We start from the raw sequence: 12,942 nt of genomic DNA on the forward strand, positions 1-12,942 counted from the left end.
CAACTGGCAAGGCCGGCCGCCGAATGCTGCTGACGCAAGCCTCTCAGGCCGGAAATACCCCGGTGGACAGATACCGGTCCCCGCGGTCGCAGACGACGAAAACGATCGTCGCGTTTTCCACTTCCTCGGCAACGCGCATGGCCACGCACAGCGCCCCCGCAGCCGAAATACCGGAAAAAATGCCCTCTTCGCTCGCCATGCGGCGCGCCATATGTTCCGCATCGGCCTGGCTGACAGGCTCGGTGCGATCCACATACTTCGGGTCATAGATCTTCGGCAGATAGGCCTCCGGCCATTTGCGAATACCGGGAATGCGCGAGCCTTCCTCCGGCTGCGCGCCGATGATCTCGATGGCGGGATTCTGCTCTTTCAGGTAACGCGAGACACCCGTGATGGTGCCGGTCGTACCCATGGCCGAAACGAAATGCGTGATCCGGCCTTCGGTATCGCGCCAGATCTCCGGCCCGGTCGTTTCGTAATGGGCCAGCGGATTGTCCGGATTGGAGAACTGGTCCAGGATGACGCCCTTGCCGTCGCGCTCCATGGAATCCGCGAGGTCACGCGCGTACTCCATGCCGCCCTTGACCGGCGTCAGGATGATCTCCGCACCATAGGCGGCCATGCTCTGGCGGCGCTCCAGGCTCAGGTCTTCCGGCATGATCAGCACCATCTTGTAGCCGCGGATTGCCGCAGCCATGGCAAGCGCGATGCCAGTGTTGCCGGAAGTGGATTCGATCAGCGTATCCCCGGGCTTGATGCGGCCACGTGCCTCTGCGCGGGCAATCATCGAGACTGCCGGTCGATCCTTGACCGATCCGGCCGGGTTGTTGCCCTCTAGCTTGCCCAGGATGACATTGCCGCGTGCGTCGTTGGCGGCACCGGGAATGCGCTGCAGTCTGACCAGCGGCGTATTGCCGATGGTGTCTTCGATTGTCTTGTAGGCCATGGTGCGGGGTGGAATTGGTCCCGCACATTGTAAACCAGGCCTTCGAGCCTCGCCGGCAGGGCCGTTAGGCCCACTGCCGGTAGGGCCGCAGTGGCTCACGCCTCCTTGTTGCCTTCGCCCAGCAAGTGATAAAGCAGGATGCAGCCAAAGGTTGCGGTGCCGATGCCGCCCAGCGTCATGCCTCCGAGCTTCAGCGTCAGGTCGCCCGCGGCCACCGTCAGCGTGGCGCCAACCGTGATGAGGTTACGCGAACTCGAGAAGTCCACGTGGTTCTGGACCCAGATACGGCCAGCCGTAGCGGCAATCAGGCCGAACACCACGATGGTCAATCCGCCGATGACCGGGCCCGGGATGGTCAGGATCAGCGCGCCGAACTTGGGCGAGAAACCAAGCACGATGGCGACCACGGCCGCCACGACAAAGATCAGCGTCGAATAGATCTTGGTGACGGCCATCACGCCCATGTTCTCGGCATACGTGGTGACGCCCGTGCCGCCGCCGCTGGCCGACAGCATGGTCGCGATGCCGTCGCCAATGAAGGCGCGGCCGATGTACGGATCCAGGTTGCGCCCGGTCATCACGCCGATGGCCTTGATGTGGCCCAGGTTCTCCGCCACCAGCACGATGGCCACCGGGGCAATCAGCAGCATGGCGCTGGCCTGGAACACCGGCGAGGCAAACGACGGCAGCCCGAACCAGCTCGCGGCTGCCACGCCCGAGAAATCGATCGGCTTGCCCAGCCCCATCTGGTTCGCGCCGGCATAGTAGATCAGGTAGCCAAACAAGCCCCCGATCAGCACCGGAAGGCGTCCGATCATGCCCGGCGCCCGAACGGCCAGCAGCCCGACCGCCAGCACGGTCAGAAGGCCAACCCAGGTGTCGAACGAGGAGCCGCTCACCGCCTTGACCGCGACGGGGGCCAGGTTCAGCCCGATGGCCGCAACGATCGCGCCGGTAACCACAGGCGGCATCAACCGCTCGACCCAGCCATAGCCAACCGCCTGCACAACGAGCCCGATGACCGTGTACAGCGCGCCAGCGGCAATGATGCCGCCCAGGGCCACCGGGATATTGGCATTAGGCCCGCTTCCAGCGTAACTGGTGGCCGCGATCACGACGGCAATGAACGCAAAGCTGGAACCAAGATAGCTCGGCACCCGACCGCGCACGCACAGGAAGAAGATCAGCGTGCCGATGCCCGAAAACAGGATGGCGATATTCGGATTGAAGCCCATCAGGATCGGGGCGATCGCCGTGGAGCCGAACATCGCCACCACGTGCTGGATGCCGGCAAGCACGGTTTGCCCCGCAGGCAGACGCTCATCGGGGCCGATGACCCCTTCCGTCTTCAACCGCCATTTCGGCAGGAACCCTGCGTCCTCGCCATTCGTCATTGTCATGCTCCCTGTTGTTCTGTCCGGCTCTCCCTGGCCCTTCGGTAAAGGGCGAGGCCCGGCCTGATTTTTTCGGATCGCGCGCGGCCGACGGAACACCGGGGCCTTCGCTGGCTGCCGCATGATACTCCGCTGCTGTCGGCAAGCGAAGCAGCGGGCAACTGTCAGGCACGCACATACCCATGGCGCAACATGGGCCCCGATGGATTGGACTTGAAGCAGCAGGACCATGGCGCCGCGGTGCCCTCCCTTGCACCGGCGGCGCCATGCGATATCAGCGCTTGGCGGGGCGAGAGGCAGCCGCCGCGCCAGCGGGCGCCGCTGCCGGAGCGGCCTTGGCGCCGATCGTCAGGCCAGCTTCCTGCATGCGGGCCACCGACTTGGTGCCGACGCCGCTGACGCGCTCGGCAAGATCCTCCGCGCTCTTGTAGGGCCCGTGCTTGGTGCGCTCGTCAATGATGTTCTTGGCGGTTGCGGGCCCGATGCCTTTCACCGAGGTCAGCGCTGAAGCGTCCGCCGAATTGACGTCCACCGCGGCCATCGCGGCTCCGGTGAACGACATCCAGAGCGCTGCGGCCAGGCAGCCGCGCCTGAGCAATGTCTTGAACATGGGTGAGTTCCTTATCCGTTTGCGTTTGCGTTGCCTCGCCGGGATTGGCAAGGTGCGCTCAGGATAGGACCGGCCGCGTACGCCGGCGCGCGCCGCAACCAAAGTTCACGTGGATTGCACGGAGATGTTTCGGAACGCTTCTGCGATAGCCCCGCCGGGCACAATCAATGGCAGCGTTCGAGCAACCACTGGCAGTAGCGCGCCACACCTTCTTCCATCGGGACAAAGGGCGTGGCATAGCCCGTGTCGCGCAGGCGTGACAGGTCCGACTGCGTGAAGCTCTGGTACCGGCCGCGCAGCGCATCGGGGAAGCGGATGTATTCCAGCAGGCCTTCCTGCACCAGTTCGTCGGGCGCCAGCGGTGGCTTGCCCTCTGCCGCGCGCAGCGTGTTGACCACGACCGCGGCGACGTCGTTGAACGAACGCGCCTGTCCGGTCCCGACATTGAAGATGCCCGAGCGGCGCGGATGGTCGAGAAAGAACAGGTTGACCCTCACCACATCCTCGACCGCGACAAAATCATGGCTCTGGCAGCCCGGCCCATGGCCAGCATGTTCGCCGAACAGCTTGACCGTGCCCTCGGCACGGAACTGCTCGAACTGCTGGCAGACGATCGAGGCCATGCGGTTCTTGTGCGCCTCGCCGGCACCATACACGTTGAAATAGCGCAGGCCGACCACCTGCGACAGCGCACCTTCCAGCCGCTTGCGCACGACCTGGTCGAACAGGAACTTGGAGTAGCCGTAGATGCTCACGGGCCGCTCGCAGTCACGCACTTCGCGAAAGGTCGGCGACTCGCCGTAGACCGCCGCCGACGATGCATAGAGGAACTGCGCATCCTGCGCCAGGCAGGATTCCATCAGCCGCTTGCTGTAGCGGTAGTTGTTCTCCATCAGGTAGCGGCCGTCCTGCTCCAACGTGTCGGTGCAGGCGCCCAGATGGAACACCGCGCGCACCCTGCCGAACTCGCCGCGCTCGAAGCGGGGCAGGAAGTCGTCCTTGTCCAGGTAGTCGCGAATCTCGCAATCAACCAGGTTGTGGAACTTGTCGGGGCGATGGAGATTGTCGACCGCGACAATCTGGTCCTCGCCACGCGCGTTCAGTCCCTTGACAAGGTTGCTGCCGATGAATCCCGCAGCGCCGGTGACGATGATGGTCATGATCGGTCCGACAGAGAGTTCAACAGGGGCGCCGCAAGCCTGGCGTTCAGCTCGCCGAGCCGAACAGCTCCGGATAGCTGACGACGGCCGTACCGAGCTTGCCGACGACAATGCCGCCCGCGCGATTGGCGAACTGCACCGCCTGCTTCAGCGGCACGCCGGCGGCGAGCATGGTCGCCAGTGTGGCGATCACGGTATCACCGGCACCAGATACATCATAGACTTCGCGCGCCTGTGCCGAGACATGCAGCACTTCCGCCTCGGTGTACAGGGTCATGCCCTCTTCCGAACGGGTCAGCAGCAACGCTTCGAGCTGCAGGTCGCGACGCAGGTTCTGCGCGCGCGCGGTGAGGTCCTGTTCGCTTTTCCAGGCCCCCACGACCCGGCGGATCTCCGCACGGTTGGGCGTGATCAGCGTGGCGCCGCGATAGCGAGAGTAATCATCGCCCTTGGGATCGACCAGGACCATCCGGCCCGCCGCGCGGCCGGCCTCGACCATGCGGCCGACGTGCGTCAGGCCACCCTTGCCATAGTCCGAGAGGAGCAGCACCTCGTACTGCTTCACGAGCTCCTGGAAACCGTCCAGCACGGACAGCAGGACTTCATGTGCCGGCGGATTCTCGAAGTCCACGCGCAGCAGCTGCTGCTGGTGGGCCAGCACGCGCAGCTTGATCGTCGTGTTGACGCTGGCGTCGCGGTGCAGGTACGGCTGGACCTTGCAGGCGGCCAGCAACGATTCGATGGTCCGGCCGGGCTCGTCGTCGCCCACGACGCCGAGCATGCCGACCTGCGCACCCAGCGCGGCCGAGTTGCGGGCCACGTTTGCGGCGCCGCCCAGGCGTTCATCGCTGCGTTTGATCTGGACGACCGGGACGGGCGCCTCCGGCGAAATACGCTCGACGTCGCCGAACCAGTAGCGGTCCAGCATCATGTCGCCGACCACCAGGATGCGCGCCTGGCGGATCTGATCCTGCGAAATTTGATTCATACCCTTGGTTCCTCCGGCATACCGATCCTACTCGGACACGGTTGCCTGCCGATACGTTCAGCGCTTCGCGGCCGAACGCCCGATCGCGTGGTACTCGATGCCGGCCTGTGCCATGGCCTCCGGCTCGTACAGGTTGCGGCCATCGAAGATCACCGGCGTCTTCAGGCGCCGCTTGATCTGCTCGAAATCCGGGCTGCGGAACACCTTCCACTCCGTCACGATCACCAGCGCGTCGGCACCATCGAGCGTCTCCATCTGGCCGGTATGGAAGCTGATCTTGTCGATACCGCCCGGGATATCCGCGAGATCCGCCTTCAGAGCGCGCCGGGCCTCGTCCATCGACACCGGGTCATGCGTGCGCAGCGTGGCGCCGCGCAACACCAGTTCCCGTGCGAGCACGCGCGACGGCGCTTCGCGCATGTCGTCGGTATTGGGCTTGAAGGCCAAGCCCCAGAGCGCGAACGTGCGCCCGCTGAGGTCCTCGCCGAAGTGGCGCACCACCTTGTCGCCCAGCACCTGCTTCTGCGCGCCGTTGACGGCCTCGACGGCCTCCAGCACGCGCATCGGCTTGCCGTGGTCCGCCGCCGTGCGCATCAGTGCCTGCACGTCCTTGGGGAAACAGGAACCGCCATAGCCGGCACCCGCATACAGGAAACTGTAGCCGATGCGCGGGTCAGAGCCGATGCCCATGCGCACGAGTTCGATATCGGCGCCCACTTCGTCGGCCAGGTTGGCCAGTTCGTTCATAAACGAGATCCGCGTGGCCAGCATCGAATTGGCCGCGTACTTGGTGAACTCGGCCGAGCGCACATCCATATAGAAGGTGCGTTCGTGGTTGCGGTTGAACGGCGCATAGAGCTGGCGCATGGTGGCCTGGGCGTGGCGGCCGGCGGCGTCGGCGCCACAGCCCAGCACGATGCGGTCCGGCCGCATGAAGTCTTCCACCGCAGCGCCTTCCTTGAGGAACTCTGGGTTCGACACCACGGAATACTGGAGATCCTCCAGGCCGCGCGCGGCGAGTTCCTCCCGGATGACTGCCGCAACGCGGTCGCCCGTGCCCACCGGCACGGTGGACTTGTCCACCACGACCTTGAACCCGGTCATATGGCGGCCGATATTGCGTGCCGCGGCCAGCACATACTTGAGATCGGCGGAGCCGTCTTCATCAGGCGGCGTGCCTACGGCGATGAACTGCACATCCGCGTGGTCGACGCTGGCGGCCACGTCGGTCGAGAACGTCAGCCGTCCCGCCGCGCGGTTGCGCTGGATGATTTCCTGCAGGCCCGGCTCGTAGATCGGCACGCCGCCAGCGTTGAGCATGGCGATCTTCTTTTCGTCGACGTCGAGGCAGAACACATCGTTGCCGAGTTCGGCCAGGCACGCGCCGGTGACAAGGCCAACATAGCCACTGCCAATAATGGTGACTTTCATAGCATGTACATGGAATGGTTTCGCACTGCGGCCGGGTCAGCCCAGCGCTTCCGAGCGCCGGGGCGCATAGGTCTCCCAGCGGTTGCAACCGGGGCACTGCCAATAGAATAGACGCGCGCGGAAGCCGCATTCGCGGCAGGTGTAGCGGGCAAGGTTGCGCGTACGCAATTGCAGAAGATCACGGATCGCCACCGTCTCCCTGGCCTTTTCGTCGCCAGCGGATTCATCGGCAGCCACCAGCGCATCGCCGGCGTCGGCAACCGCGGTGGCTGGCGCCATATCGGCAGCTTGCGCTTCGAAATACTTGGTCAGCGCCAGCAGCGTCGGCTGGCGGCGCAATTGCTCACGCATGAGGCGCGTCGCGGCTTCAGGCCCGTTTTGTTCCAGCTCGGTCTTGAATGCAACATCGAGCAACTCCGGCGCAAGGCTGCCCTTGAGCAGACCGCGCAGCCAGTCGAGCGCGGCGCCTTGTTCTCCGAGCCCGGCATAGGCTTTCACCACGCGCTCGGCCACCAGCGGTAGGTACGAGGCATCCTGCCGCTCGATGCCGAGCCAATGGCCCAGCGCGGCGCGGGCGTCGCCGGCCGCGGCGGCCACGTCGCCCAGCAGGATCGGCGCGCGCACATTGGCGGGATTTTCCTGGATGGCCTGGTGCAGCCACTTGATCGCGTCTTCAGGGCGCTTGCGTTGCAGCGCATCCTGCGCGATTTCGCAGCAGAACTGGGCGATCTGCAAGCGATAGTCGGTCTTCTCGAGCGACTGCAGCTCGCGCGCGGCGTCGATGGCCTTCTGCCACTCCTTCTCCACTTCGTAGAGCTCGAGCAGCACGCGCTTGGCCGCGGCCGCATACGGGCCGGACATCAGCCGGCGCAATGATTCTTCGGCCCGGTCGAGCAGCCCGGCGCGCAGGAAATCCTGCCCCAGTTCATACAGCGCATGCTCGCGTTCGGGTTCGGGCAGGTCCGGACGCGTGGCCAGGTTCTGGTGGACCCGAATGGCACGCTCGGTTTCGCCGCGACGCCGGAACAGTGCGCCCAGCGCGAAGTGGAGCTCGGTCGTCTCGGGATCGAGCCTGGCCACTTCGATGAAGGCATCGATGGCCTGGTCCGGTTGTTCGTTGAGCAGGAAATTCAGGCCCTTGAAATACGAGCGCGGCAAGGCACCCTGCTCGCTGATGAGCTGGCGCACATCGAGGCGTGCCGCCATCCATCCCAGGCCAAAGACAAGTGGCAGCACCAGCAGCCACCAGGTTTCAAACATCATGGATCAGACTTTCGGGCCAACTACGTTGTAAGGAGCGCTCTTGCCGTCACGTTCGGTATCGACAGATGGCGGCTGGCGGCAGGCATCCCCGAGCGCGCGGCGCAACCGCGCCACCTCCATGCGCTGGCGCATCAGGCCTGGTGCAATCGCGGCCAGGGCGGCAACCGCACCCAGGACGAAGGCCACGAAGAGGATCAGGATCAGTGGTGCGCGCCAGACGGCGTCAAAGAAAAGCTGCAGCGAAACGTCCGCGGTATTGCGCAGCGCCAGCACGAACAGCAGCGCAAACAGGACGATGCGGATAATCCAGGCGACGAGTTTCATGCGGTAGTGGCAGGCGTGGCGTTGCGGGAGCGCACAGGCGCATCCCTGCGTGCGGCAGACCCCGGCATTGTAGCGGAATCACTTCGCGCAATCGAAAACGGCACGCCACCGGGGGATGCCTTGAACAAAAAAAGCGCCCCGGGTGGAGCGCTTTTTTCTTTCACGACAACACAGTGCCGGCCTTCGGAGGCGGTCAGGAACGAGCCAGATTCAGCCCGCTTCCGTCATGCACCACCGTCGAACCAGCCGGCGTGGTTCCCTGGGGCCCCTTGCCGGACGGCGAACCGGTCAGGTGTCCGTTGCTTGCGCCACCCGAAGGCGGCGTCAGGCTGCGGTCCACCCGTTCGCGCAACTCCTTGCCCGCCTTGAAGTGCGGCACCCGTTTTTCGGGCACCAGCACTCGCTCGCCGGACTTGGGATTGCGCCCAACGCGCGGCGGACGCCGGTTCAGACCAAAACTGCCGAATCCGCGGATCTCGATGCGATGGCCATCGGCCAGCGCATCGGACATCGCGTCGAGTATCGTTTTTACCGAGATGTCCGCATCCCGCAGCAGCAACTGCGGGAAACGGGCAGCCAGTTTTTCGACGAGCTCCGACTTGGTCATTGGCGTTCGCGCGGGCGTCAGGGCCTGCGATTACTGGTTGTCCTGGCCGAGCTTGGCCTTCAGCAGTGCGCCCAGGTTGGTCGTACCAGCGGTGCTGGTGTCGGCCTGGAACTTCTGCATGGCTTCCTGCTGCTCGACGTTGTCCTTGGCCTTGATCGACAGGTTGATGTTGCGCGACTTGCGGTCGACGTTCACAACCAGGGCAGTGATCTGCTCGCCTTCCTTCAGCACGTTGCGGGCGTCTTCCACGCGGTCAGCGGAGATTTCCGATGCACGCAGGTAGCCTTCCACGTCGTCAGCCAGCTGAACCACGGCGCCCTTCGGATCGACAGCCTTGATGGTGCCGGTCACCAGCGAGCCCTTGTCGTTGGCCGAGATGAAGTTGTTGAACGGATCGCCCGACAGCTGCTTGATGCCCAGCGAGATGCGTTCCTTGTCGACGTCGATGCCCAGAACCACGGCTTCCACTTCGTCGCCCTTCTTGTACTTACGCACGGCTTCTTCGCCGGTTTCTTGCCAGGACAGGTCGGACAGGTGCACCAGGCCGTCGATGCCGCCAGGCAGGCCGATGAACACGCCGAAGTCGGTGATCGACTTGATCTGGCCCGACAGCTTGTCACCCTTCTTCTGGTTGCGCGCGAAATCGTCCCACGGATTGGCCTTGCACTGCTTCATGCCCAGGCTGATACGACGCTTGTCTTCGTCGATATCCAGGACCATGACTTCCACTTCGTCGCCCAGCTGGACAACCTTCGACGGCGCCACGTTCTTGTTGGTCCAGTCCATTTCGGACACGTGCACCAGGCCTTCGATGCCGGCTTCGATCTCGACGAACGCGCCGTAGTCGGTCAGGTTGGTGACCTTGCCGAACAGGCGGGTGCCTTGCGGGTAGCGGCGCGAGATGCCCACCCACGGATCTTCGCCCAGCTGCTTCACGCCCAGCGAAACGCGGTTCTTTTCCTGGTCGAACTTGAGGATCTTGGCGGTGATTTCCTGGCCAACCGACAGCACTTCGCTCGGGTGGCGGACACGGCGCCAGGCCAGGTCGGTGATGTGCAGCAGGCCGTCGATGCCGCCCAGGTCAACGAACGCGCCGTAGTCGGTGATGTTCTTGACGATACCGTTGACGATGGCGCCTTCCTTCAGGGTTTCCATCAGCTTCTGGCGCTCTTCGCCCAGCGTGGCTTCAACCACGGCACGGCGCGACAGCACAACGTTGTTGCGCTTGCGGTCCAGCTTGATGACCTTGAATTCCAGGGTCTTGCCTTCGTACGGGGTGGTGTCCTTGATCGGGCGCACGTCAACCAGCGAGCCCGGCAGGAACGCGCGGATGCCGTTGACCATGACCGTCAGGCCGCCCTTGACCTTGCCGGTCACGGTACCCGAGATGATCTCGCCGTCTTCCAGCGCCTTCTCGAGGTTCAGCCACGATGCCAGGCGCTTGGCCTTGTCGCGGGACAGGATGGTGTCGCCATAGCCGTTCTCGAGTGCATCGATGGCCACGGAGACGTAGTCGCCGGCCTGCACTTCGAGTTCGCCCTGGTCGTTCAGGAACTCCTCCACCGGCACAAATGCCTCGGACTTGAGGCCGGCGTTGACGACCACGAAGTTGTGGTCGATGCGCACGACTTCAGCGGAGATCACTTCGCCAGCCTTCATATTGGAGCGGGCGATCGATTCCTCGAACAGTGCGGCAAAGGATTCGTTAGTTTGCAGGTCGGACATAAACGTAAGTAGCAATCCGCGGTACACCGGCCGGCACGACGATCGTGCTCAGTCTGCCATGTGCAGCGGGGTCAAGTTGAACACTGCCGGCCACTCCCACATGGGGGCCGGCACCATGGTGCAGGTAGCGTCCATCGCTTGGGTACGCCTGACGAAAGTCAGTGTTTGCGCACAGCGGCGAACCACTCCAGCACCTGCGCCACTGCCTGATCCACCGTCATGTCGGAGGTATCGAGCAGGTTCGCATCCTCGGCGGGACGCAGCGGCGCGGCGGCACGGTTTCGATCCCGCGCGTCGCGCGACTCCAGGTCACGCAAAAGGTCTTCGATATTAGCAGAAATTCCCTTATCAATCAATTGTTTATAGCGCCTGCGAGCGCGCGCCTCAACACTTGCCGTCAGGAATACCTTGAGCTGGGCATCGGGGAAGATCACCGTGCCCATATCGCGCCCGTCGGCAACCAGCCCCGGCAGCTTGCGGAAATCGCGCTGCAGCTTGGTCAGCGCGTCGCGTACCGGCTGGTGCACAGCCAGGGCCGAGGCCCGGTTCCCGATCGCCTCGGCACGGATCGCCAGGCTTACCTCCTCGCCGGACAGCCAGACACGGTCCGGGCCGAACTTCACATCGAGGCGGGAGGCGGTTCTTGCAAGGGCCTCGACATCACCGATGTCCACGCCCTCGCGGTCACTGGCAAGCGCCACCAGGCGGTACAACGCGCCGCTGTCGAGCAGGTGGTAACCGACCGCATCGGCCACCTTGTGCGCCACAGTGCCTTTGCCGGAGGCGGTTGGACCGTCAATGGTGATGACGTGAACGATAGTCATTGCTGATGATGCCGACAGAAAACTTCGATTTGAAAATCAATTGAGAATCGTTATCATTTGATTCATCCTACCAGGACGCAGCGCCCCGCTCGTTCCGGTTATTCCCTCTTCATGCGCGAGGCAATCTACCATGGCCAAGACCCTGACGTTCGGCATCATGCACCTCGGCATCGCCTTCAGCGTGACCTACACGCTGACGGGCAGCCTGGCCGTCAGTGGTGCGGTTACCTTTATCGAGCCTGCCATCAATACTGTGGCGCACTACTTCTTCGACCGCTACTGGGAACGACGGGAGCGCCGGCACGAACCGGCGCAAACGGGCACCACGGCGCTTAGCGCGTGATGCCGCCGAATACCGTGAAATAGTCCGGGAACGTCTTGGCCACGCAGCCCGGGTCGTTGATCCGGACCGGCAGCGGGCCGAATGCGGCCAGCGAGAAACACATGGCCATGCGATGGTCATCATAGGTGCCAATGCCATCGGCCGGGGTCTGCCACTGTGCGGGCGGTACCACCTTCAGGTAATCCGCGCCCTCCTCGACCTGCGCACCGAGCTTGCGCAACTCCGTCGCCATGGCCGTGATGCGATCGGTTTCCTTGACCCGCCAGCTGGCGATATTGGTGAGCGTTGTCGTGCCTTCGGCAAACAGCGCAGCCACCGCCAGCGTCATGGCGGCGTCGGGAATATGGTTGCAGTCCAGCTCGATGCCGTTCAGGCGTCCGTCGTCGCGTTCGGTGCCGCGCACCTCGATCCAGTTATCGCCCGCCATGACGTTGGCGCCCATCCGGTTCAGCGCCTCGGCAAAGCGCACATCGCCCTGGATGCTCGCCATGCCCACGCCCTCCACCCGCACGGGGCCGCCGCCAATTGCGCCGGCCGCAAGAAAATAGGACGCGGAGGACGCATCGCCCTCGACAAAGATCTCTCCCGGCGACCGGTACACCGCACCGGCGGGAACGATGAAGCGCTCCCAGCCTTGCCGCTCCACCTCGATGCCAAAACGCGAGAGCAGGTTCAGCGTGATCTCGATATACGGCTTGGAGATCAGTTCGCCGACCACTTCGATCTCGATCCTGCCACTGGCTGCCTGGGCCATGGGCAAGGTCATCAGCAAGGCGGTCAGGAACTGGCTCGACACATCGCCGCGCACGCGGATCGGCGCATCGATGCGGATCTGCGCGGCGCGGATATGCAAGGGAGGAAAGCCGTCATTGCCGAGGTAGCCGATGTCCGCGCCAACCTGGCGCAGGCCGTCGACGAGATCACCGATAGGCCGCTCGTGCATGCGCGGTACGCCCGACAGCTTGTAGTCGCCACCCTGCAGCGCGAGCGCAGCGGTCAGCGGACGAATCGCGGTGCCGGCATTGCCCATGAACAGCTCCGCCGCCTTGACGGGAAAATTGCCGCCCGAGCCGGTGACGATATAGTCGTTGCCTTCCTGGCGCCACGCGACGCCGAGCGTCTTCAGCGCCTGAAGCATGACGCGGGTGTCGTCCGAGTCGAGCAGGTCGCGCACGCGTGTCTCGCCGCTTGCCAGCGCTGCCAGCAGCAGCACCCGGTTGGAAATGCTCTTCGAGCCCGGCAGACGGACGGTGCCCGCGGCGCGGGTAAGAGGGCCAATCGTCAGGTGTTCCATGGTCTTCACACTAGGGCGCGCATCACGGCTGCG

13 protein-coding genes are annotated in these 12,942 nt (G+C 64.2%); 1 reads left to right on the forward strand and 12 read right to left on the reverse strand.

Annotation, left to right across the window (positions count from 1 at the left end; all coding sequences use genetic code 11):
- Window positions 1-43: 43 nt before the first annotated feature.
- The 11 genes from cysM to cmk all read right to left on the reverse strand — a co-directional run bounded on the left by cysM (window position 44) and on the right by cmk (window position 11,272).
- Window positions 44-946: a cysteine synthase CysM gene (cysM, locus tag ACIGJB_RS11745; protein ID WP_483710741.1), complete on the reverse strand. Its 903-nt coding sequence runs from the start codon at window positions 944-946 to the stop codon at window positions 44-46.
- Between the two features lie 95 nt (window positions 947-1,041).
- Window positions 1,042-2,340 carry a solute carrier family 23 protein gene (locus tag ACIGJB_RS11750; RefSeq protein ID WP_483732320.1) on the reverse strand — a complete coding sequence of 433 codons (1,299 nt, stop codon included), beginning with the start codon at window positions 2,338-2,340 and terminating at the stop codon, window positions 1,042-1,044.
- A 274-nt stretch (window positions 2,341-2,614) separates the two neighbouring features.
- A complete protein-coding gene (locus ACIGJB_RS11755) occupies window positions 2,615-2,950 on the reverse strand; it encodes a ComEA family DNA-binding protein (protein ID WP_483729980.1) in 336 nt (111 codons plus the stop codon).
- A gap of 164 nt (window positions 2,951-3,114) precedes the next feature.
- Window positions 3,115-4,110 carry an ADP-glyceromanno-heptose 6-epimerase gene (gene rfaD, locus ACIGJB_RS11760; protein WP_483729981.1) on the reverse strand — a complete coding sequence of 332 codons (996 nt, stop codon included), beginning with the start codon at window positions 4,108-4,110 and terminating at the stop codon, window positions 3,115-3,117.
- 46 nt (window positions 4,111-4,156) lie between these two features.
- Window positions 4,157-5,098 carry a D-glycero-beta-D-manno-heptose-7-phosphate kinase gene (gene rfaE1, locus ACIGJB_RS11765; RefSeq protein WP_483729982.1) on the reverse strand — a complete coding sequence of 314 codons (942 nt, stop codon included), beginning with the start codon at window positions 5,096-5,098 and terminating at the stop codon, window positions 4,157-4,159.
- A gap of 57 nt (window positions 5,099-5,155) precedes the next feature.
- Complete coding sequence (locus tag ACIGJB_RS11770; RefSeq protein ID WP_483729983.1) at window positions 5,156-6,529, reverse strand: UDP-glucose dehydrogenase family protein; 1,374 nt, start codon at window positions 6,527-6,529, stop codon at window positions 5,156-5,158.
- A gap of 36 nt (window positions 6,530-6,565) precedes the next feature.
- A complete protein-coding gene (gene lapB, locus ACIGJB_RS11775; protein ID WP_483729984.1) occupies window positions 6,566-7,792 on the reverse strand; it encodes a lipopolysaccharide assembly protein LapB in 1,227 nt (408 codons plus the stop codon).
- A gap of 3 nt (window positions 7,793-7,795) precedes the next feature.
- The gene (locus ACIGJB_RS11780) at window positions 7,796-8,116 is read right to left on the reverse strand and encodes a lipopolysaccharide assembly protein LapA domain-containing protein (RefSeq protein WP_483729985.1); all 321 of its coding nucleotides are present in this window, start codon (window positions 8,114-8,116) and stop codon (window positions 7,796-7,798) included.
- A 193-nt stretch (window positions 8,117-8,309) separates the two neighbouring features.
- Window positions 8,310-8,723, reverse strand: a complete 414-nt coding sequence (locus ACIGJB_RS11785; RefSeq protein ID WP_483729986.1) for an integration host factor subunit beta — start codon at window positions 8,721-8,723, stop codon at window positions 8,310-8,312.
- Between the two features lie 30 nt (window positions 8,724-8,753).
- On the reverse strand, window positions 8,754-10,448 hold the full coding sequence (gene rpsA, locus ACIGJB_RS11790) for a 30S ribosomal protein S1 (protein WP_483710733.1): 1,695 nt from the start codon (window positions 10,446-10,448) through the stop codon (window positions 8,754-8,756).
- Between the two features lie 158 nt (window positions 10,449-10,606).
- Entirely contained in the window at window positions 10,607-11,272 is a 666-nt protein-coding gene (gene cmk, locus ACIGJB_RS11795) for a (d)CMP kinase (RefSeq protein ID WP_483729987.1), read from the reverse strand.
- 130 nt (window positions 11,273-11,402) lie between these two features.
- On the opposite strand from cmk, the gene ACIGJB_RS11800 reads away from it, so the two are divergent.
- Entirely contained in the window at window positions 11,403-11,615 is a 213-nt protein-coding gene (locus tag ACIGJB_RS11800) for a DUF2061 domain-containing protein (RefSeq protein WP_483729988.1), read from the forward strand.
- On the opposite strand, the gene aroA is transcribed toward ACIGJB_RS11800, so the two are convergent.
- On the reverse strand, window positions 11,605-12,909 hold the full coding sequence (gene aroA / locus ACIGJB_RS11805) for a 3-phosphoshikimate 1-carboxyvinyltransferase (protein WP_483729989.1): 1,305 nt from the start codon (window positions 12,907-12,909) through the stop codon (window positions 11,605-11,607). The genes ACIGJB_RS11800 and aroA overlap by 11 nt on opposite strands.
- Window positions 12,910-12,942 lie beyond the last annotated feature (33 nt).

The organism is Cupriavidus sp. C2SS-8b, from assembly GCF_057073745.1.

Coding starts and splice junctions, on each gene's coding strand:
- ACIGJB_RS11800 (WP_483729988.1), top strand. CDS start 11,403: ATGGCCAAGACCCTGACGTTCGGCATCATGCACCTCGGCATCGCCTTC.
- aroA (WP_483729989.1), bottom strand. CDS start 12,909: ATGGAACACCTGACGATTGGCCCTCTTACCCGCGCCGCGGGCACCGTC.
- ACIGJB_RS11780 (WP_483729985.1), bottom strand. CDS start 8,116: ATGAAACTCGTCGCCTGGATTATCCGCATCGTCCTGTTTGCGCTGCTG.
- rfaD (WP_483729981.1), bottom strand. CDS start 4,110: ATGACCATCATCGTCACCGGCGCTGCGGGATTCATCGGCAGCAACCTT.
- ACIGJB_RS11785 (WP_483729986.1), bottom strand. CDS start 8,723: ATGACCAAGTCGGAGCTCGTCGAAAAACTGGCTGCCCGTTTCCCGCAG.
- cysM (WP_483710741.1), bottom strand. CDS start 946: ATGGCCTACAAGACAATCGAAGACACCATCGGCAATACGCCGCTGGTC.
- rfaE1 (WP_483729982.1), bottom strand. CDS start 5,098: ATGAATCAAATTTCGCAGGATCAGATCCGCCAGGCGCGCATCCTGGTG.
- lapB (WP_483729984.1), bottom strand. CDS start 7,792: ATGATGTTTGAAACCTGGTGGCTGCTGGTGCTGCCACTTGTCTTTGGC.
- ACIGJB_RS11770 (WP_483729983.1), bottom strand. CDS start 6,529: ATGAAAGTCACCATTATTGGCAGTGGCTATGTTGGCCTTGTCACCGGC.
- ACIGJB_RS11750 (WP_483732320.1), bottom strand. CDS start 2,340: ATGACGAATGGCGAGGACGCAGGGTTCCTGCCGAAATGGCGGTTGAAG.
- ACIGJB_RS11755 (WP_483729980.1), bottom strand. CDS start 2,950: ATGTTCAAGACATTGCTCAGGCGCGGCTGCCTGGCCGCAGCGCTCTGG.
- cmk (WP_483729987.1), bottom strand. CDS start 11,272: ATGACTATCGTTCACGTCATCACCATTGACGGTCCAACCGCCTCCGGC.
- rpsA (WP_483710733.1), bottom strand. CDS start 10,448: ATGTCCGACCTGCAAACTAACGAATCCTTTGCCGCACTGTTCGAGGAA.